Annotated in this window: 31 protein-coding genes and 1 tRNA gene; 26 read left to right on the top strand and 6 right to left on the bottom strand. The window is 69.6% G+C overall.

From position 1 onward, the window contains the following. Positions 1-11 precede the first annotated feature (11 nt). Entirely contained in the window at positions 12-434 is a 423-nt protein-coding gene (locus FFK22_RS03225) for a VOC family protein (protein WP_138887183.1), read from the top strand. Positions 435-453: 19 nt separating this feature from the next. On the opposite strand, the gene FFK22_RS03220 is transcribed toward FFK22_RS03225, so the two are convergent. Next, positions 454-1632: an HlyD family secretion protein gene (locus FFK22_RS03220; RefSeq protein ID WP_138887184.1), complete on the bottom strand. Its 1179-nt coding sequence runs from the start codon at positions 1630-1632 to the stop codon at positions 454-456. Positions 1633-1639: 7 nt separating this feature from the next. Further along, the gene (locus tag FFK22_RS03215; protein WP_138887185.1) at positions 1640-3157 is read right to left on the bottom strand and encodes an MFS transporter; all 1518 of its coding nucleotides are present in this window, start codon (positions 3155-3157) and stop codon (positions 1640-1642) included. Positions 3158-3419: 262 nt separating this feature from the next. On the opposite strand from FFK22_RS03215, the gene FFK22_RS03210 reads away from it, so the two are divergent. From FFK22_RS03210 to FFK22_RS03105, 22 genes are all read left to right on the top strand, one after another. Next, on the top strand, positions 3420-3932 hold the full coding sequence (locus FFK22_RS03210) for a helix-turn-helix transcriptional regulator (RefSeq protein ID WP_138887186.1): 513 nt from the start codon (positions 3420-3422) through the stop codon (positions 3930-3932). Beyond that, complete coding sequence (locus FFK22_RS03205) at positions 3929-4339, top strand: VOC family protein (RefSeq protein WP_138887187.1); 411 nt, start codon at positions 3929-3931, stop codon at positions 4337-4339. Before FFK22_RS03210 ends, FFK22_RS03205 begins: the two co-directional genes overlap by 4 nt. A gap of 107 nt (positions 4340-4446) precedes the next feature. Continuing rightward, positions 4447-5853 (top strand): cell envelope integrity protein CreD, encoded by a 1407-nt coding sequence (creD, locus tag FFK22_RS03200; RefSeq protein WP_138887188.1) that lies wholly within the window; start codon positions 4447-4449, stop codon positions 5851-5853. A gap of 206 nt (positions 5854-6059) precedes the next feature. Continuing rightward, positions 6060-7418: a Ca2+-dependent phosphoinositide-specific phospholipase C gene (locus FFK22_RS03195; protein WP_186002275.1), complete on the top strand. Its 1359-nt coding sequence runs from the start codon at positions 6060-6062 to the stop codon at positions 7416-7418. A gap of 159 nt (positions 7419-7577) precedes the next feature. Further along, complete coding sequence (ccmA, locus tag FFK22_RS03190; RefSeq protein ID WP_221938346.1) at positions 7578-8180, top strand: heme ABC exporter ATP-binding protein CcmA; 603 nt, start codon at positions 7578-7580, stop codon at positions 8178-8180. Next, positions 8177-8842, top strand: a complete 666-nt coding sequence (gene ccmB, locus FFK22_RS03185) for a heme exporter protein CcmB (RefSeq protein ID WP_138887191.1) — start codon at positions 8177-8179, stop codon at positions 8840-8842. Before ccmA ends, ccmB begins: the two co-directional genes overlap by 4 nt. A 67-nt stretch (positions 8843-8909) precedes the next feature. Continuing rightward, a complete protein-coding gene (locus tag FFK22_RS03180) occupies positions 8910-9209 on the top strand; it encodes a type II toxin-antitoxin system RelB/DinJ family antitoxin (protein ID WP_138887192.1) in 300 nt (99 codons plus the stop codon). Next, complete coding sequence (locus FFK22_RS03175; protein ID WP_138887193.1) at positions 9196-9492, top strand: type II toxin-antitoxin system RelE/ParE family toxin; 297 nt, start codon at positions 9196-9198, stop codon at positions 9490-9492. The genes FFK22_RS03180 and FFK22_RS03175 overlap by 14 nt, the downstream gene beginning before the upstream one ends. 94 nt (positions 9493-9586) lie before the next feature. Further along, positions 9587-10003, top strand: a complete 417-nt coding sequence (locus FFK22_RS03170; protein WP_186002274.1) for an SET domain-containing protein — start codon at positions 9587-9589, stop codon at positions 10001-10003. 60 nt (positions 10004-10063) lie between these two features. Continuing rightward, positions 10064-10825: a heme ABC transporter permease gene (locus FFK22_RS03165; RefSeq protein ID WP_138887195.1), complete on the top strand. Its 762-nt coding sequence runs from the start codon at positions 10064-10066 to the stop codon at positions 10823-10825. Continuing rightward, positions 10822-10992, top strand: a complete 171-nt coding sequence (gene ccmD, locus FFK22_RS03160) for a heme exporter protein CcmD (RefSeq protein WP_138887196.1) — start codon at positions 10822-10824, stop codon at positions 10990-10992. Before FFK22_RS03165 ends, ccmD begins: the two co-directional genes overlap by 4 nt. Continuing rightward, on the top strand, positions 10989-11501 hold the full coding sequence (ccmE, locus tag FFK22_RS03155; protein ID WP_138887197.1) for a cytochrome c maturation protein CcmE: 513 nt from the start codon (positions 10989-10991) through the stop codon (positions 11499-11501). Before ccmD ends, ccmE begins: the two co-directional genes overlap by 4 nt. Next, positions 11498-13465, top strand: coding sequence for a heme lyase CcmF/NrfE family subunit (locus tag FFK22_RS03150; protein ID WP_138887198.1), 1968 nt, complete (start codon positions 11498-11500; stop codon positions 13463-13465). The genes ccmE and FFK22_RS03150 overlap by 4 nt, the downstream gene beginning before the upstream one ends. 13 nt (positions 13466-13478) lie before the next feature. Continuing rightward, positions 13479-14015 (top strand): DsbE family thiol:disulfide interchange protein, encoded by a 537-nt coding sequence (locus FFK22_RS03145; protein ID WP_138887199.1) that lies wholly within the window; start codon positions 13479-13481, stop codon positions 14013-14015. Then, on the top strand, positions 14012-14479 hold the full coding sequence (locus FFK22_RS03140; protein WP_138887200.1) for a cytochrome c-type biogenesis protein: 468 nt from the start codon (positions 14012-14014) through the stop codon (positions 14477-14479). The genes FFK22_RS03145 and FFK22_RS03140 overlap by 4 nt, the downstream gene beginning before the upstream one ends. Further along, on the top strand, positions 14476-15861 hold the full coding sequence (gene ccmI / locus FFK22_RS03135; RefSeq protein ID WP_138887201.1) for a c-type cytochrome biogenesis protein CcmI: 1386 nt from the start codon (positions 14476-14478) through the stop codon (positions 15859-15861). Before FFK22_RS03140 ends, ccmI begins: the two co-directional genes overlap by 4 nt. A 215-nt stretch (positions 15862-16076) precedes the next feature. Beyond that, entirely contained in the window at positions 16077-16814 is a 738-nt protein-coding gene (locus tag FFK22_RS03130; protein ID WP_138887340.1) for an ABC transporter ATP-binding protein, read from the top strand. Between the two features lie 103 nt (positions 16815-16917). Then, entirely contained in the window at positions 16918-17709 is a 792-nt protein-coding gene (locus FFK22_RS03125) for a transporter substrate-binding domain-containing protein (protein ID WP_221938345.1), read from the top strand. A gap of 91 nt (positions 17710-17800) precedes the next feature. Then, the gene (locus tag FFK22_RS03120) at positions 17801-18598 is read left to right on the top strand and encodes a transporter substrate-binding domain-containing protein (protein ID WP_138887202.1); all 798 of its coding nucleotides are present in this window, start codon (positions 17801-17803) and stop codon (positions 18596-18598) included. A gap of 56 nt (positions 18599-18654) precedes the next feature. Next, the gene (locus tag FFK22_RS03115) at positions 18655-19392 is read left to right on the top strand and encodes an ABC transporter permease (RefSeq protein WP_138887203.1); all 738 of its coding nucleotides are present in this window, start codon (positions 18655-18657) and stop codon (positions 19390-19392) included. 2 nt (positions 19393-19394) lie between these two features. Continuing rightward, positions 19395-20090, top strand: a complete 696-nt coding sequence (locus tag FFK22_RS03110) for an ABC transporter permease (RefSeq protein WP_138887204.1) — start codon at positions 19395-19397, stop codon at positions 20088-20090. Positions 20091-20144: 54 nt separating this feature from the next. Further along, positions 20145-20621, top strand: a complete 477-nt coding sequence (locus FFK22_RS03105) for a GNAT family N-acetyltransferase (RefSeq protein ID WP_138887205.1) — start codon at positions 20145-20147, stop codon at positions 20619-20621. Here FFK22_RS03105 and FFK22_RS03100 read toward each other — a convergent pair. Further along, on the bottom strand, positions 20618-21265 hold the full coding sequence (locus FFK22_RS03100; protein WP_138887206.1) for a TetR family transcriptional regulator: 648 nt from the start codon (positions 21263-21265) through the stop codon (positions 20618-20620). The two genes, FFK22_RS03105 and FFK22_RS03100, sit on opposite strands and share 4 nt — an antisense overlap. 92 nt (positions 21266-21357) lie before the next feature. Here FFK22_RS03100 and FFK22_RS03095 point away from each other — a divergent pair, with 92 nt between their 5' ends. From FFK22_RS03095 to FFK22_RS03085, 3 genes are all read left to right on the top strand, one after another. After that, entirely contained in the window at positions 21358-22023 is a 666-nt protein-coding gene (locus FFK22_RS03095) for an O-methyltransferase (RefSeq protein ID WP_138887207.1), read from the top strand. 119 nt (positions 22024-22142) lie between these two features. Then, positions 22143-22577 (top strand): CBS domain-containing protein, encoded by a 435-nt coding sequence (locus FFK22_RS03090; protein WP_138887208.1) that lies wholly within the window; start codon positions 22143-22145, stop codon positions 22575-22577. Between the two features lie 123 nt (positions 22578-22700). Beyond that, complete coding sequence (locus FFK22_RS03085) at positions 22701-22865, top strand: DUF1328 domain-containing protein (protein WP_221938363.1); 165 nt, start codon at positions 22701-22703, stop codon at positions 22863-22865. Between the two features lie 66 nt (positions 22866-22931). On the opposite strand, the gene FFK22_RS03080 is transcribed toward FFK22_RS03085, so the two are convergent. The 3 genes from FFK22_RS03080 to FFK22_RS03070 form a co-directional block, all read right to left on the bottom strand. Next, positions 22932-23231: an addiction module antidote protein gene (locus FFK22_RS03080; RefSeq protein WP_138887210.1), complete on the bottom strand. Its 300-nt coding sequence runs from the start codon at positions 23229-23231 to the stop codon at positions 22932-22934. After that, positions 23228-23500, bottom strand: a complete 273-nt coding sequence (locus FFK22_RS03075) for a type II toxin-antitoxin system RelE/ParE family toxin (protein ID WP_306770065.1) — start codon at positions 23498-23500, stop codon at positions 23228-23230. Before FFK22_RS03075 ends, FFK22_RS03080 begins: the two co-directional genes overlap by 4 nt. 136 nt (positions 23501-23636) lie before the next feature. Beyond that, positions 23637-23712: transfer RNA gene (locus tag FFK22_RS03070), tRNA-Ala, on the bottom strand. Positions 23713-23741: the final 29 nt, after the last annotated feature.

Here is a 23741-nt window from a genome sequence, read left to right as displayed (position 1 = left end):
AGGAGCCGGGGATGGACACGACACCGCGGATCAACGGGCTGGCCGAGACCTGCCTCTATGTCGAGGACGTCGACCGCTCGGCCGAGTTCTACCAGCGGGTGCTGGGGCTGGAGCTGCTGTCCCGCTCGCCGCGGCTGGCGGCGCTGGATGCCGGGCGCCAGGGCGCGCTGCTGCTGTTCCGCCACGGCCTGACCTCGGACGGCATGGTCGACGACGAGGGCACCATCCCGGGCCATGAGGGGCAGGGGCGGCTGCACATGGCCTTCGCCGTCGCCTCGGAGGAGCTGCCGGCCTGGCGGGCGAAGCTGGAGCGCGAGGGCGTTCCGCTGGCCGGCGAAACCCATTGGCGGCGCGGCGGCCGCAGCCTGTATTTCCGCGACCCCGACGGCCACGCCATCGAGCTGGCGACGCCGGGGCTGCGCGCCAACTACTAGCCAGGAGATTGCCGAAGGCTCAGCGGGATATTGGAAGCTCGGCGACGGCGGGCTCCGCGGCCGTGCGGTAGCGGCCGACCACGTCGGCGAGCTGGGTCTCGATCGTCGCCTGGACGGAGAGGCCGGCCCGCAGCAGCCGGGCCAGAGGCTGGTTCGGCGCGATGACGATCTGAACAGGTAGGCGCTGCACGATCTTGGTGAAGTTGCCGGTGGCGTTGTCCGGCTGGATCGTCGCGAATGTCGCTCCGGTCGCGGCCGGCACGCCGACCACCGTGCCTTCCAGGTCGATGTCGTAGGCATCCACGTGAATCCGGGCCCGCTGGCCGGTCTGGACGTGCTTGAGCTCGACCTCGCGATAATTCGCCTCGACATAGACCTCGGACAGGGGCACGACGGCCATCATGCCGGCGCCCGCATTGACGTAGTTGCCCACTTGCACGCCGCGCTGGGCGACCATGCCGTCCACCGGAGCCAGAACCTTCGTGTAGGAGAGATTGAGGCGCGCCTGATCGAGCTGGGCTTCGCTGGCGCGGACGCTGGCCCGGGCCGATACCTCCTGGGTCTGCAGAACGCTCATCTGCGCCTGAGCCGCCTCCAGCGCAGCCTTCGCCTCGTCGAGAGCCGCCCGGCTCTGGCGCAGGGCGCTGTCGGCCTGCTGCTGCGCCTTGACCGCCCCCGAGCCGGTCTTCGCCAGATAGTCGTAGCGGGTGGCATCGGCCTTGGCGAAGTCCAGCTGGGCACTCGCGGTGTTCACCTGGGCGCCGGTCTGATCGATGACCGATTTCTGGCGGAGGATGGAGGCCGCCGCATTCTCGACCATGGCGTGGTCACGGGACAGGCCCGCTTCGGCCGCCGCGACGGCCGCGCGGGCATCGAGGTCGTCGAGCTCGACCAGCACCTGCCCGACTCTGACGACGTCGTCATTGCCGACGCGGACCGCCGTAACCTGGCCGGAGATGCGTGGCGCGATGACGGCGGAGTGCACGCGCACATAGGCGTTGTCCGTCCAGACGTCCGCCTGGGGCGTGACGATGCGCCAGGTCACCACGGCGACGAACCCGACGACGATCAGGCCTGCGAGCGCCCATGGCCAGGACGCTGCGAACCTGCCCTTCCTCGGGACCGGGGCGACGCTTGACGAGGGAGCGGCCGGGCCGGTCACGGTCGGCGGCTGCGGGTCGTTTGCATGGGTGTCCATGAGGCCCTCAATGCTTCGCGAACAGGATGCGCGGCGGATAGGTGCGGACCGGAAGGAATAGGACGAGCAGGGCCAGGACGACCCCGACCGCGAACAGGACCAGGAAGGTGTCGGCGGTGGTCAGCACGCTGACCTGCGTCTCGACCGCATGGGCGAAGGCCTCCCCATGGTCGCCGGTCGCGGTGGTCAGCCCCATCGGGGACGACATCGGCTGAAAGCGGTTCAGGCCGGCCTGGTTCACCAGGCGCTCGGAATGGAACGCACCGCGCCAGCGTTCGACAAGCTCCAGGATGCCGGTGCCGACCGGTACCGCCAGGCTGCGCGCCGTGTTGATCAGCCCCGAGGCGAAGGGACCTTCCTCGGGCCCCTTCAGGGAATTCGTGGCCATCATCAACAACGGCACCACCACCATCGGCTGCCCGATCGCCTGCAGAGCCTGCCAAAGGTAGAACTGCTCCCGGTTCCAGGACGCGTCGATCGCAGCGGCGCCCAGGCAGGCGCAGGCGACGAGCCCCAGCCCGCACAGCGTCACGATGCGGGCGTCCGCCCATCTGCGGTCGAGCAGGAACGCCACGGCCGGCAGCATCAGGAATTGTCCGAGCGCGATCACCAGCATGATCCAGTGACCCTGCAGCGCGCGATATCCCTGAATCCCGGCAAGGTATGTCAGCGGCACCACCGAAGAGGAGAGGCTGAGCACGACGAAGAGAAACAACGCGAGCACGCCATAGGCGAAGTTCCGCCGGCCGAGCAACTGCAGCTTGAGCAGCGGCAGCGGATGGAACCACTCGTTGAGGGCGAGCAGCGGAAACGCGACCACGCACAGGGCGGTCAGGACGCAGACCAGCGGCGAGTTGAACCAGTCCAGGTGGCTGCCGTGGTACATCAGCGTGGTCAGGGATCCGGCGCCCAAGGCCAGCAGCACGGCCCCGCGCCAGTCGAACCGGCGCAGGCGCTCGTAATGCGGCGACTCCTGCGGCAGCCCATGCCAGACGAGGACGGCTGAGATCGCGCCGAGCGGCAGCGCCTCGAAGAACACGAAGCGCCAATCGACGATGTCGGTCCAGAGCGCCGCGATCGAGCTGCTGATCGCCGGGGAGAAGGTGGCGGTCAGCGCGTAGACCGCCAGCCCGTAGAGACGGATCGGCGGGGGCAGCACGCGCAGCGCCGTGGTCATCAGCAGGGGAATGGTGAAGCCGCCGCCGAGCCCCTGGAACAGGCGCAGACCCAGCATCGTCGCCCAATCCGGTGCGAAGGGGATGAGCAGCGTCGTGCCGCAGGTGAGCCCGATGGCGAACAGGGTGAAGCGGCGCAGCGTGAAGGTGACCGCGAGCCAAGGCGAGAGGGCCATCCCGACCACCATGCCGAAGGCGTAGAGGCTCTCGAGCCAGATGCCCGGGTCGTGGCTGATGCCGAACGCGCCTCGGAAATCGGGCAGGGCTGTCGCCATCACGAGTTCGTTGAACTCGGCGTTGAGGGCGGCGACGAGGACTCCGAGAAGTCCGATCAGGGGTTTGAGAGTCATGGCTTGATCTCGAAGGACGCGCCGCACCCGGCCTGACGCCAGCGTCATCAAATCCTGACGCCGCTCATGCCGGAGATGATGACGGAAGACTGCGGATCCCCGAGCCCTTCGGCTATTGTGCCCACCGCTGATCCCGCACATCGAAAGGTGAGAAATCCTGGCCCTTGGCATAGGTCGGGGCCGCAACTGCTTCACGAGATTCTTATGGTGTTTCTCTCCCGGCGCCCGATGGTGCACCTTCCCGCCGGGGGAGGAACGCACCATGGCCGATGTAACAGCCGACGCCGCTGCGGTCAGGCGCCAGGATCCGGCGCTGCTGCGCCGGCTGCTGCGCGCGAAGGATCGGATGGACGCCGCCTCGCACGAGGACTGGCCCGTGCAGCGGCTGGCGCGGGTCAGCGGCGTGTCCGAAGCCCATTTCGCAAGATCCTTCAAGGACGCCTTCGGCGTCCCGCCGCATCGCTACCTGCTGACGCGCCGGATCGAGCGGGCCACGGCGCTGCTCCGCGACACCGACCTGTCCATCACGGAGATCGCATTCGAGACCGGCTGGAACAGCCTGGGCACCTTCGGGCGCACCTTCCGCGACGTCACCGGCGAAAGCCCGGGCCAGCTCCGGGCCCGCGAGAAGGCCGCCCCGCACCAGCGCGAGCGGGTGCCGGGCTGCTTTCTCAGCGCCGCCCACCGGCCCGACCTCACAATCGCAGTTTCGGAGAAGCGGCGGCTGGAGGCGGACGATAGGGTGCCCGCGTCTCAGCAAACGGAGGTCCCATGAGCCAGAGCCAGGGTGTCGCGGTGGTCGGCCTGTATGTCCGCGATCAGGACGAGGCCCTTGAATTCTATGTCGAGAAACTCGGATTCCGCATCCACACCGATGCGCAGAACGGCGACTATCGCTGGCTGACGGTGCAGCATCCGGACCAGCCCTCCTTCCAGCTCGGCCTGTTCTCGCCGCAGTCGCCGACCGTCGACGCGGCGACCGTCCAGGCCCTGCGCGAGATCGTGGCGAAGGGCGCCATGCCGCCGCTCGTGCTGGTCGTCGACGACTGCCGCGCCGCCCATGACCGGATGCTCGCCCGCGGCGTGGAGTTCACCCAGGAGCCGATGGAGCGCTATGGCGGCGTGGACGCCAGCTTCCGCGATCCCTCGGGGAATGGCTGGAAGCTGGTCCAGGCCAGGTGAGATCCGGGGGGCGCCGCTGCGCGCCCCCAGCTTTCCGCCGCGCCGCCACGAAGCGGCCATCGGCGGCCTGGACGCTGCGGGCTTCGCATCCATGAGCGAGGCCCGCCATGAGCATCGACTCCGTCCCACCGGCCGCCGCCTGGCCCGTCCGGCGCCTCCGCGCCGGGTCGCCGGCGCTGAAGGTGCTGGCCATCGTCTTCCTGACCGTCGCCTTCCTGCTGCCGGTCTTCCTGGTCTATGACGTGATCGGCGAGCGCGAGGAGCGCTACCGGTCGGTGGTGGACGAGATCGGCAGTAGCTGGGGCGGGCCGCAGCGCGTCATCGGGCCGATCCTGGTGGCGCCGTTCCGGGTGCCGTCCGAGCCGCGCGCCGACGGCACGCCGCTGCCGCCGCTGGAACGCCAGCTCGTCATCCTGCCCGACCGGTACGAGGTCGAGGCCAAGGCGGCGCCGGAGACGCGCCGGCGCGGCCTGTTCGAGGCCGTGGTCTACACGGTCGACCTCGCTCTGTCCGGGCAGTTCCTGATCGGCGACGCCGCGGCCCTGGCCGGGCCGCAGGCGGCGATCGACTGGTCCGCGGCCTACCTCTATGTCGGCGTCGCCGACCCGCGCAGCATCCGCGAGGGCGCGTCGCTGCGCTGGGGCGGGCGCGATCTGCCGTCCCAGCCCGGCGCGCCGGGCGAACTAGGCCAGCGCTTCGGCGCCGGCATGACGCTGCGCCTGCCGGACCTGTCGGCGGCGTCGGCGCAATCCGCCATCCCCTTCGCCACCACCCTGCGGCTGAACGGCAGCCAGCGCCTCGACTTCCTGCCGCTCGGCCGCTCCACCCGGGTGACCGCCAGCTCGAACTGGCCGGACCCCAGCTTCGACGGCGCCTTCCTGCCGGTGCGCTCCAGCACCGGGCCGCAAGGCTTCACGTCCGAGTGGGAGCTGTCCTATTTCGGCCGCGGCTATCCCCAGGCCTGGGTTGGTGGGGAGGGCGACTATCTCTCCGCCATCTCTGGCTCCGCTTTCGGCGTGCGCTTCTTCCAGCCGGTCAACGCCTATCAGCAGACCGAGCGTTCGGCCAAATACGGCATGCTGTTCATCGTCTTCACCTTCACCCTGTTCTTCCTGTTCGAGGCGGTGGCCCGGCTGCGCATCCACGTCTTCCAGTACGGGCTGGTCGGGCTGTCGCTGTGCCTGTTCTACCTGCTGCTGCTGTCCTTCGCCGAGCAGATCGGCTTCGCCGCGGCCTATGGCGTCGGCGCCGCCGCGGTGGTGGCGCAGATCGTGCTGTATTGCCGGCCGGTGCTCGGCACCTGGAAGCGCAGCCTGGTGCTCGGCGCGCTGCTGGCGATCCTGTACGGCGCCCTCTACGCGCTGATGCAGCTCGAGGACCTGGCCTTGCTGCTCGGCTCGCTCGGCCTGTTCCTGGCGCTCAGCGGCGTGATGTATGTGACCCGCCGGATCGACTGGTACGCCGCGACGCCGACTGCCGCGGAGGCGGCCCGCAACGAGCCGCCGGCTGCGTGACGGGCAGGGGAGGGCCGCGATGGGCGGCCCTCCCCTGCCTCAGCCTTGCTCTCCATGAACACGTGTCCGATCGTCATGAACACGTGTTCAAATCGTCACGCGGCCGTCTTCGAAGCCGCTTAGCATCGCCGTCGCGCCGGCCGGATCGGCCGGACCTCGGCATCCGACGAAGGGGGGAAATGATGGAGTGGAATGCATTGTCCGGGATGGCCGTCGCGGCCGTCCTGCTGCTGTCGGCTGGCGTGTCGGCCGAGGTGCCGGCGGGTCAGCCGCTGGCCGGGACCACCACCTACAACGCCGCGTATTGGTCGCGGCCGCACAACGCCTATGAGAAGGCGCATTTCGCCAAGCTGACTGACGTGCTGGACCGCGGCAACCAGGTGGTCGAGATCGACGTCTATGACGAAAGCGGCTTCCCGGTGAAGCATGAGCTGGGCGAGGCGGCGACCGCCAACAACTGCAAGGCCGGCGCCGGCGGCCTGCTGCAGGATTGCCTGCGCGACATCAAGGCGTGGAGCGACGCCCATCCCGGCCACCTGCCGATCACGGTGCAGTTCGACCTCAAGCCCAGCCTGGGCCTGTGGGGCTGGGACGCCTCCTACATGTCGGCGCTGAACACGCTGGTCGCGAACGAGTTCGGGGCCAAGGTCTACAAGCCGGAGACGCTGCGGGCCTTCACCGGCTATGCCTCGCTGCGCGAGGGCGTCTACCGCGCCGGCTGGCCGACCGTGGACTCGCTGCGCGGCAAGATCCTGGTGCTGATGATGGGTGGGCCGATCGGCGACAAGAACGACACCCAGGAAGAGTATGTGAACCAGTTCGGCAGCGCGGCGCAGATCTTCGTCTGCCCCGAGGCGCATGAGCCGAACGACTTCTATTGGAGCGGCAACGCCAACGATTTCGACGACGCCAACACCAACAAATGGGTGGTCTGCGGCAACCACGAGGCGGTGCAGTACTGGTACAAGGACACGCTGACCGCCCAGCAGAACGGCCAGATCGTCAATCTCTGGTCCAGCAGCGAGAACCAGTTCGACGCCTTCCAGCAGATGTATCTGGCGGTCGGCTGGGGCGCCTCGATGATCAGCCGCGAGAGCCTCGACACCTTCTCCGGCAAGCTGCCGCTGAACGGAATCCGACGCTCGGTCCCGACCGGCTTCAACCTGCGCAGCGCTTCCAGCGGCTATTGCGTCGAGATCCAGAGCGGCCTCTACGCCAACGGCTCGGACCTCAACCAGCGCCCCTGCACCAGCGGCGTGCCGCAGCAGTGGATCACCAGCGACGAGACCCAGCTGCGCGCGGTCGGCAACGCCGAATACTGCTTCGACATCGACGGCGGCAACGGCAACAACGGCGACAAGCTGCACATCTGGGATTGCGACGGCGGCTCCAGCGAGAAATGGCAGCTGCAGTCCGACGGTCGCCTGATCGGCATGAACGGCCGCTGCGCCGACGTGGTCGACAACACCAACGGCACCCGGCTGCAGATCCGCAACTGCACCGGCGGCGCCAGCCAGCGCTTCGACATCATCGGCAATTCGAACGCCAACAACCCGCATTACTGATCCGCCGCGGGGGGATGCCGTGCCGCCGGGGGGCGGCGCGGCACAAGGGGGCAGGGCCGTCCGCGGTCCTGCCCCTTCCGTTTGGGGGCATGGGGCTGCTATTGGCGGGGGATGATCGCCGCGCCCCAGCCTGAGCCGAGTCTGACCGCCGACGGCCTGGTGGGGACGGACTTGGCCTGCCTGCGCGGCGGGCGGCTGGTCTTCGCCGGGCTGTCCTTCCGGCTCGACCCGGGCGAGGCGCTGGTGCTGACCGGGCCGAACGGCAGCGGCAAGTCCAGCCTGCTGCGCCTGGTCGCCGGGCTGGTGCCGGCCTTCGCCGGCACGCTGAACTGGACCGGCGCCGCCGGCTCGATCGCCTATCTCGGCCACCAGGACGCGGTGAAGCCGGCGCTGACCGTGCGGGAGGCGCTGCGAATCTGGGCCGCCCTGTCCGGCACCGCGGCGGGGGAGGGGACCGTCGGTGCCGCGATCGCCGCAGTCGGGCTCGAAGGGCTGGACGATCTGCCTTGCCGCTACCTGTCCGCCGGCCAGCGCCGCCGCCTGGCCCTGGCGCGGCTCGAGCTCGGCCATGCCGCCCTGTGGCTGCTGGACGAGCCGACCCTCGGCCTCGACACCGCCTCGGTGGCGCGGCTGGAGGGGCGCATCGCCCGGCACCGCGCCGCGGGCGGGCTGGTGATGCTGGCGACGCATGTGCCGCTGGCGCTCGACGGCGCCCGCTTCCTGGCGCTGCAGGATTACGCGGCGGAGGAACTGCCGCTGTGAGTGCCTTCCTCGCTTTGCTGTCGCGCGACCTGCGCCTGGCCCTGCGCTCGGGCGGCGACGTCGCCGCGGTGCTGGCCTTCTTCGTCATCACCGTGGTGCTGTTCCCGCTCGGCGTGGGGCCGGAGCTGGCGTTGCTCGGCCGGATCGCCGCCGGCGTCGTCTGGGTCGCGGCCCTGCTGGCGACGCTGCTGGCGCTCGACCGCCTGTTCGCCCAGGACTATGAGGACGGGTCGCTCGACCTCCTGATGCTGTCGCCGCTGCCGCTGGAGGCCGCGGTGCTGGCCAAGGCGCTGGCCCATTGGCTGCTGACCGGCCTGCCGCTGATCCTGCTGTCGCCGCTGATGGCGGCGATGCTGGGGCTGCAGGCATCGGCTTGGCCGGTGCTGGCGCTGTCCCTGCTCTTGGGCACGCCCTGCCTCAGCCTGATCGGCGCGGTCGGCTCGGCCCTCACCCTCGGCGCCCGGCGCGGCGGGGCCCTGCTGGCGCTGCTGATCCTGCCGCTCTTTGTTCCGGTGCTGATCTTCGGCGCCGCGGCGGTGGAGGCGGTGGCCACCGGCCTCACGGCCCGGCCGCACCTGCTGCTGCTCGGCGGCTGCCTCGCCGCCGCCCTGCCCCTGGCCCCGATCGCCGCCGCGGCGGCGCTGCGCCAGGCGCAGTCTTAGGCAGTCTGAGATTACTTCCAATTGTATCTCAATCGAGATACAATTGGCCTCGACATGGAGGATGCCGATGGCCACTCACACCTCGATGCTGCACGTCCGCGTGGACGATGACCTCAAGGCTGCCGCCGCAGAGACGCTCGCCGGCTTCGGGCTGACAGTCTCGGACGCCGTGCGGATCCTCCTCACCCGCGTGGTCAGGGAGGGAGCGCTGCCCGCCGGCCTGACCGCCGATCCCGAAGCCTATGACGCCTGGTTCCGCGCAAAGGTGCAGGAGGCGCTGGTGGACACGCGCCCGGCCGTGCCGCACCAGCAGGTCATGGATGAAGCCCAGGCGCTGATCGACCGGAAGCGCCGTGCCCGCTCTTGAATGGCGGCAGATCGCTCGCGCCGATCTGCTGGCGATCGTCGACTACATTTCCGACGACAACCCGGATGCCGCTCAGCGGTTGAAGGACGAGATCGAAGCCAAGGTGGCCGACCTACCGACGCACCCGAAGCTCTATCGCCATGGTCGCGTCGCCGGAACCAGGGAGATGGTCGTGCGGCGTAACTATGTGGTGATCTACAGCGAAGATGCCCGGACGGTTGCGGTCCTTCGGGTGTTGCACGCGGCCCAGCAGTGGCCGCCGCTGGACGAAAGCAGCTGTTGAGCGGTTTGAAGCACCTGGATCGCCTCTCGGCCCTTCGTCCGGGGTGACGCGGGGGCCGGGCTCGCGTAATGCTGTGGGAAAAGGAACCCGGCCGATGCTTCTCGTCCCCACCACCGTCGGTCCCAGCCGGATCCAAGGGCTGGGCCTGCTTGCCGCCGAACCGATCGCCGCCGGCACCGAGGTGTGGCGTTGGCATCCGGTGTTCGACGTCTTCGTTCCGGACGCCCAGGTCGCCGCCTTGCCGGAGACCGCACGCGGCTTCCTCGAGCGCTATGCCTATCCGGCGCCGGAGCTGCCTGGCGGCCTGTCGCTGAACCTCGACGACGCCCGCTTCATGAACCACAGCGACGACCCGACGCTGGAGACGGTGGGCGAGGTCTGCGTCGCCCGGCGCGACATCGCGGCGGGGGAGGAGCTGACCTGCGACTACGGCGCCTTCCATCCGGAGCTGCGCGACGCCATCCACGCGTCGGGTGGAGCGGCCGGCGGCCCCGCGGGGCGCGGCAATTGAACCGCCGACACGCGACGTAGCTTTGTCTATCCTGGGATCAACGACCGCCACGCCACGCTCATGCACCGCTTCGCCAACCCGGCCCGCTTCCTGCGCCTGAGCGCCGCCCTGCGGCCCTGGGCCCTCGGCGTCGCCCTGCTGACGCTGGTCGCCGGGCTGTGGCTGGCGCTGTTCGATTCGCCGCCGGACTACCAGCAGGGCGAGACGGTGCGGATCATGTACATCCACGTGCCCTCGGCCTGGATGGCGATGATGGTCTACACCACCATGGCCGTCGCCTCGGCGGTCGGCCTGGTGTGGAAGCATCCGGTGGCCGAGCTCTACACCAAGGCCGCGGCGCCGCTGGGCGCCGGCTTCACCGCGCTGTGCCTGCTCACCGGCTCGCTCTGGGGCCAGCCGATGTGGGGCACCTGGTGGGTGTGGGATGCGCGGCTGACCAGCGTGCTGATCCTGTTCTTCATCTATCTCGGCTACATCGTGCTGGTCTCGGCCTTCGACGACCCGCAGCGCGGCCTCAAGGCCGGCGCGGTGCTGACCCTGGTCGGCGCCGTCAACCTGCCGATCATCAAGTTCTCGGTCGACTGGTGGAACACGCTGCACCAGCCGGCCTCGGTGATGAAGCTCGGCGGCTCGACCCTCGACTCCTCGATGCTCTACCCGCTGCTGCTGATGGCCGTCGCCTTCACCGCGCTGTTCGCCTGGCTGGTGCTGCTGCGCACCGAGACCGAGATCGCCGAGCGCCGCATCCGCGCCCTGCGCCTGGCCACCGCCATGGCCGCGCGGCGAGGCGAAGCGCCCGGGCTGGAGCAGCCGATCGGATGACCGAGTTCTTCGCGATGGGCGGATACGCCGCCTATGTCTGGACCGCCTATGGCGCGGCCCTGGTGGTGCTGGTCGGGCTGACCGTCGCCACCTTGGCGCGGCGGCGCAGCAGCCGGCGCAGCCTCGAGGCGCTGGAACAGTTGAACGGGCGGAGACGGCGCGCATGACCCGCAAGCGCCGCCGCCTGATGCTGCTCGGCCTCGCCGCCCTCGGTCTCGGCACCGCCTCGGCCCTGGCCCTGACCGCCTTCCAGGACAACCTGCTGTTCTTCTACAGCCCGACCGAGCTGCATGACGGCAAGGTGGCGGAAGGGCAGCGCTTCCGCCTCGGCGGCCTGGTGGTCGACGGCTCGCTGCAGCGCCTGCCCGACGGGCAGACCATCACCTTCACCGTGACCGACACCGCCTATGACGTGCCGGTGCGTTATGCCGGTATCGTTCCCGACCTGTTCCGCGAGGGCCAGGGGGTGGTGGCGCATGGCCGGGTCGGGGCCGACGGCACCTTCGTCGCCGACGAGCTCCTGGCCAAGCACGACGAGAAATACATGCCGCCCGAAGTCGCCAAGGCCCTGCAGGATGCCGGCCATCCGGGCGCGCCCGGCGGCGCTGGCAAGCCCGCCCTCCCGACCGGCACGGTGGCCGCGCCCCCCGCCACCGGCACGGTGGCCGCGCAATGATCCCCGAGCTCGGCCACTACGCGCTGGTCCTGGCGCTGATCCTCGCCTTGGTGCAGTCGACCCTGCCGCTGTGGGGCGCCGCCCGGCGCCATCCGGGGCTGATGGCGATCGCCGAGCCGGCGGCGACGCTGCAGCTGGCCGCCATCGGCATCGCCTTCGCGGCGCTGACCTGGGCCTATGTCGTCTCCGACTTCTCGGTGGCGCTGGTCGCGAACAACAGCCTCTCCACCAAGCCGATGCTCTACAAGGTCACCGGCGTCTGGGGCAACCATGAGGGCTCGATGCTGCTCTGGGTCCTCATCCTGGCGCTGTTCGGTGCCGCGGTGGCGCTGTTCGGCGGCAACCTGCCGGCGACGCTGAAGGCCCGGGTGCTGGCGGTGCAGGGCATGATCGGCGTCGGCTTCCTGGCCTTCATCATCCTGACCTCGAACCCGTTCCTGCGGCTCGACCCGGCGCCGCTCGACGGCCGGGACATGAACCCGCTGCTGCAGGACCCCGGCCTGGCCTTCCACCCGCCCTTCCTCTATCTCGGCTATGTCGGCTTCTCGATGGCCTTCTCCTTCGCCGTCGCGGCGCTGATCGAGGGCCGGGTCGACCCCGCCTGGGCGCGCTGGGTGCGGCCCTGGACCCTGGCCGCCTGGTCGTTCCTGACCGTCGGCATCGCGCTCGGCTCCTACTGGGCCTATTACGAGCTCGGCTGGGGCGGCTGGTGGTTCTGGGACCCGGTGGAGAACGCCTCGCTGATGCCCTGGATGGCCGGCACCGCGCTCCTGCACTCCGCTTTGGTGGTCGAGAAGCGCGACGCGCTGAAGAGCTGGACGATCCTGCTCGCCATCCTCACCTTCGGCCTCAGCCTGGTCGGCACCTTCCTGGTGCGATCCGGCATCATCACCTCGGTGCACGCCTTCGCGGTCGATCCGGAGCGCGGGGTGTTCATCCTGCTGCTGCTGGCGATCACCGTCGGCGGCGCCTTCACCCTCTACGCCATCCGCGCGCCGCGGCTGAAGCTGGGCGGCGTCTTCGCCCCGATCAGCCGGGAAGGGGCGCTGGTGCTGAACAACCTCCTGATCTGCACCGCCACGGTGACGGTGTTCGTCGGCACGCTCTATCCGCTGCTCGACAAGGCGGTCTCGGTCGGCAAGCCCTATTACCAGCTCACCTTCGTGCCGCTGATGACGCCGGTGGTGGTGGTGATGGTGATCGCGCCGCTGATGGCCTGGAAGCGCGGCGACCTGCCCGGCGTGCTCGGCCGGCTGAAATTCGCCGCCGCCGGCACCGTGATCGTCACCCTTGCCGCGCTTTGGCTGCAGGGTGGCGGCCCGGTGCTGGCGCTGCTCGGCATCGCCTTCGGCGCCTGGGTCGTGCTCGGCGCCGCCACCGAGATCGCCGAGCGGGTGCGGCTGTTCCGGATCCCGCTGCGCGACAGCCTGTCCCGCGCCATCGGCCTGCCGCGCAGCGCCTGGGGCACCGCCTTCGCCCATGCCGGGCTCGGCATCGCGCTGCTCGGCATGATCGCCACCAGCTATTGGTCGACCGAGCGGCTGGTGCTGGCGGGCCCTGGCGACCGCATCGATCTCGCCGCCGGCTACGCGGTCCAGTTCGACGGCGTGCGGGTGGGGCAGGGGCCGAACTATGAAACCCGCGAGGGCGACATGACGCTGCTGCACGACGGCGCCGTCGTCACCGACCTCGCGCCCGAGAAGCGCTTCTACCCGGTGGCGCAGATGCCGACCAGCGAGGTGGCGATCCACACCACCCTGGCCGGCGACGTCTATGTCGCCCTGGGCGAGGAGCAGGCGGATGGGCGCTGGAGCCTGCGGCTCTACCACCATCCGCTGGTGCCGTGGATCTGGGGCGGCGCCCTGGTCATGGCCTTCGGCGGCGCCCTGTCGCTGAGCGACCGCCGGCTGCGCGTCGGCGCGCCGCGGCGGGCGGCGGCGCCGGCCGTCGGTTCGCCGGCCTGAGGATCGCGAAACCATGCGCCGACTGCTGTTCCTCCTGCCGCTGCTGCTGCTCGCCGCCCTGGCCGTCGGGGTCGGGACCAAGCTCCTGTCCGGCAGCGACCCGCAGGCGTTGCCCTCGGCCCTGATCGACAAGCCGCTGCCGGCCTTCGACCTGGCGGCGCTGCCGGGCCGGTCGGACGGGCTCTCGACCGGTAATTTCGGCAGCCAGCCGATGCTGCTGAACGTGTTCGCCAGCTGGTGCGTGCCCTGCCTGGCCGAGCATCCGGTGATCACCAAGCTCGGCCGCGAGGACGGCATCCCGGTCCTGGCCATCAACTACAAGGACAAGCCGGAGGACGCGCTGGCCTGGCTGAAGCGCAACGGCGACCCGTACCGCCGGATCGGCGCCGACGTCGAGGGCCGCACCGCGATCGACCTCGGCGTCTACGGCGTGCCCGAGACCTTCGTCATCGACAAGGCCGGCCGCATCCGCTACCGCCACCCAGGCCCACTGACCCCCGACATCGTCGACCGCGAGATCCGGCCGCTGCTGGCGGAGCTGGCGAAGTGAGGGCACCTGCCATCTTTGCGGCGCTGCTGCTGGCCCTGACCCTCGCCGCCCCCGCCTTCGCGGTCGAGCCGCAGGAGCAACTGGCCGACCCGGCGTTGGAGGCACGGGCGCGGGAGCTCGGGCAGGAGCTGCGCTGCCTGGTCTGCCAGAACCAGTCGATCGACGATTCCAACGCCGACCTGGCCCGCGACCTGCGCACCATCGTGCGCGAGCGCCTGAAGGCCGGCGACAGCAATGCCCAGGTGCTGGACTTCGTCACCGCCCGCTACGGCGACTATGTGCTGCTGCGGCCGCCGCTGCGCGCCGGCACGCTGGCGCTGTGGTTCGGTCCGGTGGTGCTGTTGTTCGCCGCCATCGCCCTTCTGATCCTGCGCCGCCGCCGGCGCCCGGCCGAGGTGGCGCCGCTGTCGCCGGAGGAGAGCCGCCGCCTGGCCCGCCTGATGGACGAGGAGCAGGCGCCGTGACCGGCTGGGTTTTCTGGATCGTCGCGGCGCTGATGACCGGCGGCGCCGTGGCGCTGCTGCTGCACCGCCTGTTCGCCGCCGGCGCGTCGGTCGCGTCCGGTGCCGATGCAGCCATCTATCGCGATCAGCTGAGGGAGCTGGAGCGCGAGCGCGCCACCGGCGAGATCGGCGCCGCCGAAGCCGAGGCGGCGAAGGCCGAGATCGCCCGCCGCCTGCTGGCCGCGGCCGGTGAGGCGCCGCCGGCAGCCGTCGCACCCGCGCTCCCGCCGCGCCGCGTGGCGCTCGGCCTCGCCGTGCTGCTGCCGGTGGCGGCGCTGGCGATCTACATGGTCGAGGGCACGCCCGGCCTGCCGTCGCAGCCCTTCGCCAGCCGCGATCCGGGCGAGCGCATGGCGGCCCAGTCCGCGGTGGCAGAGGCGCGGGCCCTGGAGCAGCGCCTGGCCGCCAGCCCGCAGGACCGCGCCGGCTGGATCGAGCTCGGCCAGCGCTGGAGCCAGCTGGGCGAAAGCGCCAAGGCCGCCGACGCCTATGGCCGCGCCATCGGGCTTGGCAATGCCGACGCCGAGCTGACTGGCCGCTATGGCGAGGCCCTGGTCGGCGCCAATGGCAGCACCGTCACCGAGACCGCGCGCGCCGCCTTCGAGCAGGCGCTGCAGCTCAAGCCCGGCGACATCCGCGCCCGCTACTTCCTGGCGCTCGGCAACGCCCAGGCCGGCGACGACCGGGCTGCGCTGGATCTGTGGCAGGCGCTGGCGCGGGAGTCTCCGGCCGATGCGCCCTGGCTGCCCTCGGTCCGCCAGCATTTGGCCGAGGCGGCGCAGCGGCTCGGCCTCGACCCGAAATCCGCGACGCCGGAGCCGCAGCCGCCCGTCGCTCGGGCCGCTCCTCCGGCGAACGGCCCGGCGGCGGGCATCGCGTCGCTGCCGCCGGACGAGCAGGCCAAGGCGATCCGCGGCATGGTCGACGGCCTGGCGGCACGGCTGGAGCAGTCGCCGGACGACCTCGAAGGCTGGGTCCGGCTGGCCCGGGCCCGCGGTGTGCTGGGCGATGTCGGTGCCGCCGCCGACGCCTATGCAAGGGCTGCGGCGCTGGCGCCGGACAACAACGATCTGCTGCGCGCCTATGCCGACTCCCTGCTGGCCGCTGGCCGGGGCGAGGAGGTGCCGCCGCTGCTGGAGACCGGGCTGCGCCGCATCCTGGCAGCGGACCCGAACGACGCCATCGCCCTGTGGTTCCTCGGCGTCGCCGCGCAGAAGAGCGGGCAGCCGGAGGAGGCGCGGCGGCTGTGGGGCCGGATGCGCGACCAGTTCCAGGAGGGCAGCCAGGAGCGCCGGGCGATCGAGGGTCGCATCTCCCAGCTGCCCGCCCCCGGCGCCGGATGATCGGAGGCGGCCGGATTTCCGCAACAATGCAGATGAAAACCGGCGCCGGACTTTCGCCATCGCGGTTGCGGCGTCGCGGCATCGGGCGGCGGTTGACCGGCACCGCGAAACAATGGTTGTTTCGACTGCAACAAGAACTCGGGTGAGGCTCTTTTATCGTGGTCTCTGTTGCTGCCGCCGCGGCGCCCTCGGACGGGGCGATCGTCGTCGAGGACATGCACAAGCGGTTCGGCAAGCTCGAAGTGCTGAAGGGCGTGTCGCTGAAGGCCCGGCAGGGCGACGTCATCTCGATCATCGGCTCCTCCGGCTCGGGCAAGAGCACGCTGCTCCGCTGCATCAACCTGCTCGAGATGCCCAATGACGGCCGCGTCTGGGTCAATGGCGAGCTGATCCGGATGCGGAAGCTGCGCTCCGGCGAGGCCGAACCCGAGGACAGCAAGCAGGTCGACCGGATCCGGTCCTCGCTCGGCATGGTGTTCCAGAGCTTCAACCTGTGGTCGCACATGACCGTGCTCGAGAACGTGATCGAGGCGCCGGTGCATGTGCTGAAGGTGCCGCGCCGGCAGGCGGTGGAGCGCGCCGAGGCGCTGCTGGCCAAGGTCGGCATCGCCGACAAGCGCGACCATTACCCGAGCCACCTGTCGGGCGGCCAGCAGCAGCGCGCCGCGATCGCGCGGGCGCTGGCGATGCAGCCCAAGGTGATGCTGTTCGACGAGCCGACCTCGGCCCTCGACCCCGAGCTGGTCGGCGAGGTGTTGCGGGTGATCCGCCAGCTGGCGGAGGAGGGCAACACCATGCTGCTCGTCACCCACGAGATGCGCTTCGCCCGCGAGGTGTCGAGCCGGGTGATCTTCCTGCACCAGGGGCGGACGGAGGAGGAGGGGACGCCGGCCGAGGTGTTCGACAATCCGCGCTCCGAGCGGATCCGGCAATTTCTCAAGGCACAGCATTGATGGGCGCCGCTTCGCTGCGATGCTTGACCGCGCGCGGCGAATTCGCGGAAATCGGCCCATCCAACCCGGGACCGCAGGGTCCCAGATTTGAACGGGAGACTTCATGATGAAGAGCTGGTTGTCACTGGCTGCCGCCGCGGCCCTCGTGCTGGCCGCCGGCACCGCCTCGGCGGAGACGCTGCGGGTCGGCACCGAAGGCGCCTATCCGCCGTACAACGCCACCGACGCCTCGGGCAAGCTGGTCGGCTTCGAGATCGACCTCGCCAACGAGCTGTGCAAGCGCACCCAGATGACCTGCGAGATCATCCAGCAGGATTGGGACGGCATGATCCCGGCGCTCATGAACAAGCGCTATGACGCGATCATGGCCGGCATGTCGGTCACCGAGGAGCGGCTGAAGCAGATCGCCTTTTCCAAGCCCTACAGCACCACCCCGGCCTGGTTCGTCTCCGCCAAGGACGGCGTGCTGAAGGACGCCAAGACCCTGGCCGACATCCAGGCGGCGCTGAAGGGCAAGTCGGTCGGCGTGCAGCGCTCGACCATCCATCAGAACTTCCTCGAGGCCAAGGTGCCGGGCGCCGAGGTGAAGCTCTACGACACCCAGGACGACCTCAACCTCGACCTGCAGAACGGCCGCATCGACGCCGGCCTGGCCGACAGCCTCGGCTGGAAGGACTTCCTGGCCAGCGACGCCGGCAAGGCCTACGACCATTTCGGCCCGGGCCTGACCGGCAAGGACGACCCGATCTTCGGCCTCGGCGTCGGCATCGGCCTGCGCAAGGAGGACACGGCGCTGAAGGCGAAGCTGGACAAGGCGCTGGACGAGGTGAACGCTGACGGCACGATGACCAAGCTGTCGGTGCAGTGGTTCGGCATCGACACCTCGATCAAGTAAGGCGGGGATCAAGTAGCAGGAGCGGGCGTCGGCGGATGCGGTGCCGGCGCCCGGCCCCAACCGGGACCGCAGGTTCCAACGGGAGAGGTTCATGACCAAGATCTGGGTGTCCCTGATCGGGGCGGCGGCGCTGACGCTGGCCGCCGGGACGGCAGCTGCCGACACCGTGCGCATCTGCATGGAAGGCGCTTACCCGCCCTTCAACAACACCGATTCCACCGGCAAGATCGTCGGCTTCGAGGTCGATGTCGCCAACAGCCTGTGCAAGCAGGCCGGCCTGACCTGCGAGGTCGTGCAGCAGGATTGGGACGGTTTCATCCCGGCGCTGCTGAACAAGCGCTGCGGCGCCCTCATGGACGGCATGTCGATCACCGAGGAGCGGCTGAAGCAGATCGCCTTCTCGGTGCCCTACACCGACACGCCGGCCTGGTTCGTCGGCGCCAAGGACGGGCTCCTGAAGGACGCCAAGACCCTGGCCGACGTCCACGCCGCGCTGAAGGGCAAGACCATCGGCGTGCAGCGCTCGACCACCCACCAGAACTTCCTCGAGGCCGAGTTCAAGGACGCGTCCGTCAAGCTCTACGACACGGTCGACGAGCTCAATTTCGATCTGGTCAACGGCCGCATCGACGCCGGGCTGGGCGACAGCACGTCCTGGGATTCGTTCCTGAAGAGCGACGCCGGCAAGGGCTACAGCCATTACGGCCCGACCCTGACCGGCAAGGACAACCCGCTGTTCGGCCAGGGCATCGGCATCGGCCTGCGGCAGGAGGACAAGGAGCTCAAGGCCAAGCTCGACAAGGCGATCGAGTCCATGAAGGCCGACGGCTCGCTGACCAAGCTGGCGATGCAGTGGTTCGGCTACGACCCGCTGGCTCCCAGCAATTAGGAAGGCTTCGGGCGGCCTGACCGGCCGCCCGTTCCGTTCGAGGCAGCGCGCAAGGCATGCAAGGACTGATCGATTCGCTGTCCCACTGGGCGCAGCTGTTCTCCTGGGGCGACCAGGGCTGGGGCGACGAGTTCGTCCGGGCGGCGGGGATGACCGTGCTGCTGTCCACCGCCAGCTACATCTTCGGGGTCGTGGTCGGGCTGATCGCCGCCTGCCTCAAGGTCTGGGGCGGCTTCGTGCTGCGCGGGCTGATGGAGATCTACACCACGGTCGTCCGCGGTGTGCCGGAGCTCCTGATCATCTATCTCCTGTTCTTCGGCAACGAGCGGGCGATCAACGCCATCCTCGGCCTGATGGGGATCACGGGGTCGTTCCAGCTGAACGAGTTCGCGATCGGCGTCCTCGCCGTCGGGCTGATCTCCGGCGCCTATGCGACCGAGGTGCTGCGCGGCGCCATCCAGGTCATCCCGCATGGCCAGATCGAGGCCGGCCGGGCCTTCGGCATGCACGGCTTCATGGTGTTCCGCCGCATCATCCTGCCGCAGACCATCCGCCTGGCGCTGCCCGGCCTCGGCAATATCTGGCAGCTGATCCTGAAGGACACGGCGCTGGTCTCCGTCGTCGGGGTGACCGAGCTGATGCGGATCAGCCAGGTGGCGGCGCGGTCGACGCGCGAGCCGTTCCCGTTCTTCATCAGCGCGGCGGTGCTGTTCCTGGTCATCACCACCTTCTCGACCAAGATGTTCCGCAAGGCCGAGGCGCATTACGACCGCGGCGTGCGGCGGGCGGGCTGAGCATGGATCTCGACCTGATCCTCGACACCTTCGGCAAGCTGCTCGGCGGCGCCCTGGTGACCATCGAGCTGATCGTGCCGGCGCTCGCCCTCGGCGTCGTCATGGCGATGGTGCTGGCGGTGATGCGGATGTCCGGCAACGGCATCCTGTCGCGCATCTCCCGCGGCTATGTCTTCGTGTTCCGCGGCACGCCGCTGCTGGTCCAGATCTTCCTGATCTATTTCGGCCTCGGCCAGTTCAAGCCGCTTTGGGAGGCGCTGGGCGTCTGGGACTGGCCGCTGCGCGAGGCCTTCCCCTGCGCCGTGATCGCCTTCGCCATGAACACCGCCGCCTATACCAGCGAGATCATCCGCGGCGGCCTGCAGGCCGTGCCCTTCGGCCAGATCGAGGCGGCGCGGGCCTGCGGCATGTCGCGGTCGCTGGTGTTCCGGCGGATCACCGTGCCGATCGCCATCCGCCAGGCGCTGCCGGCCTATGGCAACGAGATCATCCTGATGGTGAAGGCCAGCTCGCTGGCCTCGATCATCACCATCATGGAGATCACCGGCATCGCCAAGCAGATCAACTCCCGCACTTTCGCGCCCTTCGAGGTGTTCACCGCCGCCGGCATCCTCTACCTCGCCATGAACTTCGTGGTGGCGCAGGGCGTGCGGGCGGTGGAGTGGAAGATCACCCCGCATCTGCGCCGGCGCAGCTGACCGCCTCGCTGCGGCACTGTCGGGCGGCCGCGAAACCCGGCTAGACTGGCGCGGATGTTCACCTTCACGCCGCTCCGCCCCGCCGACCTGCCGCGCCTGCGCCTGTGGCTCGCCATGCCGCATGTCCGCGCCTGGTGGGGCGATCCGGACACCGGGATCCGCGAGATCCGCCGGCTGATGGCATCGGACTGGGCCGAGCCGATGCTGGTCGCCTGGCAGGGCCGGCAGATCGGCTATCTCCAGGCCTATGACGCCGCCGCCGCGGCACCCGGCGGCGACGCCGAGCCCGGCAGCTTCGGCATCGACCTGTTCATCGGCGAGCCGAGCTATGTCGGCAAGGGCCTCGGCACCGCCTTCCTCGGCGCCTACACCGACCGGCTGCTGAAGGGCGGGCGGGCCTCGCGCATCCTGGCCCGGCCGGCCCGCACCAACCACCGCGCCGTCCGCTGCCTGGAGGGGGCGGGGTTCCATCCGCTGGACGATGATGGCGGCCCATGGCTGGCAATGGCCAAGGACCGGCCGGGCGCCTAGGGCTGGTCCGGAGCGGCGGCGTGGAGCCCCGCCAGATAGGCGCAGAGCATGCTGGCCAGCGCCTCGGCGTAGGTCTCGATCTCCGCCGGGGTGCGAGGGCGTTCCGAGAAGCTTTTCCCCACCTCGCTCAGCGTCGTCATGATCAGGTTGCCCGCCAGGCTCCGGGTGGCGTCCGAGGCCCGGGGCAGCGCCTCCCGCATGAAGGCCTCGCCCGCCCGGCGCCCTGACGCCCTCACCTCGCTCGCCTCGGGCGCATCGCGATAGAGCGGCGCGGCGTCGTTCAGCGCGCCCCGGATCGCGGCCTCCTCGCATTCCGAGCGCAGGAAGGCGTGGACCAGGAGGCGCAGCCGCTCCAGCGGCGGCCGCGAGACATCCTCCAGCGTGCGGCACAGCAGTTCGGTCGTCTGCCGCCACTCGTCGCTCTGCAGCCGGAACAGGATCGCCGCCTTGTTCGGGAAATACTGGTAGATCGACCCGACGCTGACCCCGGCCTTCTCGGCCACCCGCGCCGTGGTGAAGCGTTGGGCGCCCTCCTTCGCCAAAACCTGAACAGCCGCTTCCAGGATCGCTGCGACGAGGTCCGTCGAGCGAGCCTGCCGGGGCTGTTTTCGCGAGGAAATCTGCGGTCTTCGGCGGTCGGGCATGGGCGGCTTCGGCAACGCGACTCAGAAACCTGACGAACTAGTCGTATTTTCGGTCCGGCGCAAGGACGCGCCTGTTTCGACCGGAGACCTGCATGACCACCCTGACCACCGCACCGATCGCGCCGCTGCTGGAGCGCCTGTTCACGGAGGCCGACGAGTCCTCGCCGACGGCAAGCCCCGCCGTGGCGGACCTCTCGGCGGAAGAGCGGGAGCGCCTGATGCGGAGCAAGACCGAATATCTCGACCTCTACGGGCGCCTGAAGGATCTCGCTCTCCCCGTCTCGCGGGAGACTGGCGCGCTGCTCTACATGCTGGCGCGGGGCTGCGGCGCGCGGACGATCGTCGAGTTCGGGACCTCGTTCGGCATCTCGACCCTGCATCTCGCCGCGGCGCTGCGAGACAATGGCGGCGGCCGCCTGATCACCAGCGAGTTCGAGCCGTCCAAGCTGGCGCGGGCCCGGGACAACCTGGCGGCCGGTGGCGTCATCGACCTGGTGGAGATCCGGGAGGGAGATGCGCTGCAGACGTTGAGCGTCGATCTCCCCGACACGATTGACCTGGTGCTGCTCGATGGCGCCAAGGCGCTTTATCCCGAGATCCTGGGCCTGGTGGAGAGCCGGCTCAGGCCGGGCGCCTTCATCGTCGCCGACAATGCCGACCACAGCCCCGACTACCTGGCGCGCATGCGCTCGGGCGATGGCGGCTACCTGTCTGTGGCGGTCGGCGACGACGTGGAACTGTCCATGCGGATCGGCTGAGGGTCTTAGGACCTTCGGAGGAGACCGCCGGGAAACTGCCGAGTCGCGGTCCGGCGCAGCCGTGTTATGATTCCGAAAATCAAGAACCGGCCGAAATCAGAACACATCGGGGAATCGCCATGAACGTTGCCCGTATTCTGAATGTGAAGGGGAACACCGTCATCCATGTCGCGCCGGATCTCCGGCTGGCCGAGGTGGTGACGCTGCTGCGCGACAAGCGCATCGGCGCCGTCCTGGTCAGCGGCGACGGCCGCCACATCGACGGCATACTGTCCGAGCGCGACGTCGTCCACCGCCTGGCCGACAAGGGACCGGCCCTGCTGGACGAGCCGGTCTCGGCCATCATGGTGCGCACCGTCATCACCTGCGGCCTCGACGACACGGTGGCCGAGCTGATGGGGATGATGACGCAGCGCCGCTTCCGCCACCTGCCGGTGGTGGATGGCCAGGGGCTGATCTGCGGCATGATCAGCATCGGCGACGTGGTGAAGGCGCGGCTCGACGAGATCGAGAGCGAGGCCGAGAGCCTGCGCGAATACATCACCACCAGCTGACGCGGCTGGCGCAGCGAAGCGGGGAACTGCCGGACGGCAAGCCCTGTTCTCGAAGTGAACGTCCGCGCCGGCGCCGCCGGCCGGTCGGCTCACAAGAACGAGGTGCCCGACATGTTCGGCAGTCTGCTCCACTGGGCCGTGGTCTTCCTGGTCGTCGCGCTGGTCGCGGCCCTGCTGGGCTTCGGCGGCGTCGCCGGCACGGCGATGGCCGGCGCCAAGCTCCTGTTCTGGGTCGCGATCGTGATCTTCGTGGTCATGCTCGTCGCCGGCCTGCTCAGGCGCGGCTAGTCCAGCTCTCAGCTCACACATCGACGGCCGGGCGCCTTAACGGGCGTTCGGCCGTTGTTGTGAGGATCAGGCCGCTTCCGTCTTATCGGCCGGCGTTGCCGCCAGGCGCAGGCCCATTGCCTGCAGCACACGCATGACGGTGCCGAGTTCGGGATTCCCGCCGCTGCTGAGCGTGCGATAGAGGCTCTCCCGTGAGAGGCCGGCATCCCTGGCGATCTGGGTCATGCCACGGGCGCGGGCGACAGTTCCGATCGCCTCGGCGATGAAGCCCGGATCCCCGGTCTCGAAGGCGGCGGTCAGATACTCGGCCTGGGTATCCGGGGTGTCGAGATAACGGGCAGAATCATAGGGGCGGGTCGCAGTCATTCCGGGAGCTCCTTGGCCAGAACCCTGGCCCGCGTGATGTCCTTCGCCTGGGTGCTCTTGTCGCCGCCGCATAGCAGGATCACCGTCACATTGCCCCGGTGGGTGAAATAGACGCGGTAGCCTGGGCCAAAGTCGATCCGCAGTTCGCTGACGCCATCACCGACAGATTTGACATCACCGGCATGGCGGCGGCCAGTCGGTCGATCCGAACGGCAATGCGGACGACGCGCGGCGATCTTCGAGGGCGTCGATCCAGCGGGAGAATGCAACAGTCTCGACGATCGAGCGCATGGTGCACTGTAGCTTGTGGGCTACGTACCGACAAGGCGACATCGACACACGACAAGTGCATTCGCGGCGAAAATCGCCGCCGGCCTATCGAGTGATATTATCGTGGAAGGGAGATGGTGGAGCTGAGCGGAATCGAACCGCTGACCTTCTCATTGCGAACGAGACGCTCTCCCAACTGAGCTACAGCCCCACTGAGTTCTGATCCGGGCGGTTGGGCAT

Source organism: Mycobacterium sp. KBS0706, assembly GCF_005938675.2.
Lineage (GTDB): Bacteria > Pseudomonadota > Alphaproteobacteria > DSM-16000 > Inquilinaceae > Inquilinus.
The sequence above is the reverse complement of the archived record's forward strand: the minus strand, read 5'-3'. Positions and strand labels throughout refer to the sequence as shown.

Excerpts from the sequence above, each read along its gene's own strand:
- FFK22_RS03225 (WP_138887183.1), top strand. The coding sequence starts at position 12 with ATGGACACGACACCGCGGATCAACGGGCTGGCCGAGACCTGCCTCTAT.
- FFK22_RS03220 (WP_138887184.1), bottom strand. The coding sequence starts at position 1,632 with ATGGACACCCATGCAAACGACCCGCAGCCGCCGACCGTGACCGGCCCG.
- FFK22_RS03215 (WP_138887185.1), bottom strand. The coding sequence starts at position 3,157 with ATGACTCTCAAACCCCTGATCGGACTTCTCGGAGTCCTCGTCGCCGCC.
- FFK22_RS03210 (WP_138887186.1), top strand. The coding sequence starts at position 3,420 with ATGGCCGATGTAACAGCCGACGCCGCTGCGGTCAGGCGCCAGGATCCG.
- FFK22_RS03205 (WP_138887187.1), top strand. The coding sequence starts at position 3,929 with ATGAGCCAGAGCCAGGGTGTCGCGGTGGTCGGCCTGTATGTCCGCGAT.
- creD (WP_138887188.1), top strand. The coding sequence starts at position 4,447 with ATGAGCATCGACTCCGTCCCACCGGCCGCCGCCTGGCCCGTCCGGCGC.
- FFK22_RS03195 (WP_186002275.1), top strand. The coding sequence starts at position 6,060 with ATGGCCGTCGCGGCCGTCCTGCTGCTGTCGGCTGGCGTGTCGGCCGAG.
- FFK22_RS03180 (WP_138887192.1), top strand. The coding sequence starts at position 8,910 with ATGGCCACTCACACCTCGATGCTGCACGTCCGCGTGGACGATGACCTC.
- FFK22_RS03170 (WP_186002274.1), top strand. The coding sequence starts at position 9,587 with ATGCTTCTCGTCCCCACCACCGTCGGTCCCAGCCGGATCCAAGGGCTG.
- FFK22_RS03165 (WP_138887195.1), top strand. The coding sequence starts at position 10,064 with ATGCACCGCTTCGCCAACCCGGCCCGCTTCCTGCGCCTGAGCGCCGCC.
- ccmD (WP_138887196.1), top strand. The coding sequence starts at position 10,822 with ATGACCGAGTTCTTCGCGATGGGCGGATACGCCGCCTATGTCTGGACC.
- ccmE (WP_138887197.1), top strand. The coding sequence starts at position 10,989 with ATGACCCGCAAGCGCCGCCGCCTGATGCTGCTCGGCCTCGCCGCCCTC.
- FFK22_RS03150 (WP_138887198.1), top strand. The coding sequence starts at position 11,498 with ATGATCCCCGAGCTCGGCCACTACGCGCTGGTCCTGGCGCTGATCCTC.
- FFK22_RS03145 (WP_138887199.1), top strand. The coding sequence starts at position 13,479 with ATGCGCCGACTGCTGTTCCTCCTGCCGCTGCTGCTGCTCGCCGCCCTG.
- FFK22_RS03130 (WP_138887340.1), top strand. The coding sequence starts at position 16,077 with ATGCACAAGCGGTTCGGCAAGCTCGAAGTGCTGAAGGGCGTGTCGCTG.
- FFK22_RS03125 (WP_221938345.1), top strand. The coding sequence starts at position 16,918 with ATGATGAAGAGCTGGTTGTCACTGGCTGCCGCCGCGGCCCTCGTGCTG.
- FFK22_RS03120 (WP_138887202.1), top strand. The coding sequence starts at position 17,801 with ATGACCAAGATCTGGGTGTCCCTGATCGGGGCGGCGGCGCTGACGCTG.
- FFK22_RS03115 (WP_138887203.1), top strand. The coding sequence starts at position 18,655 with ATGCAAGGACTGATCGATTCGCTGTCCCACTGGGCGCAGCTGTTCTCC.
- FFK22_RS03110 (WP_138887204.1), top strand. The coding sequence starts at position 19,395 with ATGGATCTCGACCTGATCCTCGACACCTTCGGCAAGCTGCTCGGCGGC.
- FFK22_RS03105 (WP_138887205.1), top strand. The coding sequence starts at position 20,145 with ATGTTCACCTTCACGCCGCTCCGCCCCGCCGACCTGCCGCGCCTGCGC.
- FFK22_RS03100 (WP_138887206.1), bottom strand. The coding sequence starts at position 21,265 with ATGCCCGACCGCCGAAGACCGCAGATTTCCTCGCGAAAACAGCCCCGG.
- FFK22_RS03095 (WP_138887207.1), top strand. The coding sequence starts at position 21,358 with ATGACCACCCTGACCACCGCACCGATCGCGCCGCTGCTGGAGCGCCTG.
- FFK22_RS03090 (WP_138887208.1), top strand. The coding sequence starts at position 22,143 with ATGAACGTTGCCCGTATTCTGAATGTGAAGGGGAACACCGTCATCCAT.
- FFK22_RS03080 (WP_138887210.1), bottom strand. The coding sequence starts at position 23,231 with ATGACTGCGACCCGCCCCTATGATTCTGCCCGTTATCTCGACACCCCG.